Annotated in this window: 2 pseudogenes; both read left to right on the top strand. The window is 42.0% G+C overall.

What is annotated here, in order from left to right:
- Positions 1–425, top strand: a pseudogene (locus AC1DUA_RS37080) (hypothetical protein); the annotation flags it as partial.
- Between the two features lie 164 nt (positions 426–589).
- Positions 590–2,111: pseudogene (locus AC1DUA_RS37075) on the top strand (efflux RND transporter permease subunit); the annotation flags it as partial.

Genomic DNA, 2,111 nt, shown 5'->3' with positions numbered 1-2,111 from the left:
CTACACTTAAGAATGTGGATATATTCCCTTACACGATTAGCATTGATAAAATTGGGACGAGTATTGAGGACAAAGTATTTACACTCAAATTCAACTACGAATTAACGAAAGAGAAGTTGACCGAAATTAATACCGAAGGCCATAACTTATTGCTTGTATTTGAGGATGGCGGCGGAATTAAACGTTTTGAGAAAAAGTTTGATTTCAAAGACTTTGACGTCTTCAATGGAGAATCCACGGTGGATGAGGATACGAAGATTCGACTTGGGAAAAGAGAGAACTTCAAAATCTCGATCCCGGATGAAGGCCTTATTTTTAATACTAAATTCCTACAGAAATATACACTCAGTATATACGACGAATTCCAAGGGCAACGAAAATTGGTTGCTTCTCAGAAGGCGGAATGGTTTATTACAACAGATTAAACATACATCAAAGGGTTGTCTCAAATGGTCTGATAAAACCAATGAGCGGCCCTTTTTTTGTGTCCGGTCATAAGAAGTCATAACGGCATTGTTTTCCATATGACCAATATATGACTGAAATATGACTTCACTCACCTGTTTTTATACATAGCCCGATATATAATTCCACAACGACGCTCAAGGTAGAAAGCTTTCCAGATATTACATTTCCAGTTGTCATTGTAAGTACTACATACGTAGCGCCTCCGAAGGATGTGCTTGACGAAGTTACGAAGCCGCTGGAGAAGGCGGTTGCAGGACTAGACGGGTTAAAAACCCTTAGCTCGAGCTCGCAGGATAATTACTCACAAATTATTTTGGAGCTTGATCAGGATAAGAAGCCGGAAGATGTGAAGAAGGATGTTGAGAGCCTAATCTCCAACGTAAAGCTTCCACAAGGCTCTGAGAAGCCTAAAGTGTTAACAGCCGGCTTCGCTTCTGAACCAGTATACTATCTAGCCGTGTACGGCGATGAGAGTATGAATCAAGTGGAGCTAGATAATGCGTATAAAGATACAATTCTTCCTGGTTTTAATGGACTTAAAGGGGTTGACCATGTTGACTCGGTCGGTAACCAGGACGCTGTGCTTACGATTAAGCTGGATGCACCTGCGATAAACAACTACGGTTTGACACCAGAAGATGTATCTGGATCCATTAAGGCAGCATTGGTTTCCAGCCCAGCAGGCACAGTGGATTTCAATGGTAACTCGCAGATGGTTCGCGTAAAAGGCGAAATGGATACGATCTATAATTTGGACAATTTAAAAATCAACACGAAAACAGGCGATACGCTACTTCTTAAGCAAATTGCCAAGGTTGAAGCCATTAGTGAGTCCAAGTTTATTGCCAGATTAGACGATAAACCGGCGATCGGTGTGCTTTTGTACAAAACCAAAGCGGCGAATGCCGTGGAATTTGCAGATAGCGCGGATAAATTAATGACAGACTGGGCTCAAACTTTGCCTGGTGTGAAATTCCACAAAATTTACAATTCAGCCAACGATATTAAAGACTCTATCCATGGAATGGTGCAGGAAGGCGGCTTAGGCGCAATTCTGGCATCCGTCATGATCTTGCTGTTCCTTCGTAATATACGCATGACACTCATCGTACTTGTTTCCATTCCTCTATCCATTCTCGTTACGTTGTTAGTCATGGGACCACTGGGCATTTCCTTGAATATCATGACGCTTGGCGGTATGGCGATAGCCGTTGGTAGGGTAGTGGACGACAGTATTGTCGTTATCGAAAATATTTATAGTCAGCTGCAAGTTGCTCAAGAGCGTAACGAATCAGTAATTCGATTAGCAACGAAACAAGTATCGAGTGCAATTACTTCCTCAACAATTACAACTGTAGGTGTATTCGGTCCGATCGGCTTCGTAAGCGGAGTTGTCGGTGAAGTCTTCCGCCCTTTTGCGATAACGCTGGTTGTAGCTCTACTATCCTCACTAATAGTTGCATTAACAGTTATTCCAATGCTGGCGAAGCTCATGGTGCTTAAATCCAACAAACTTACCAATCACGATGAACATCATGTTGGACCAATGGGTGAGAAGTATAAGAAAGCGATCATCTGGTCGTTAAATAACCGCATCAAAACGCTTTTGATAGCCGGAGTAGCCCTTATTCTTTCTATTATTA

Source organism: Paenibacillus sp. 01T422 (assembly GCF_056398785.1).
This window is presented reverse-complemented; position numbering and strand designations above follow the sequence as displayed.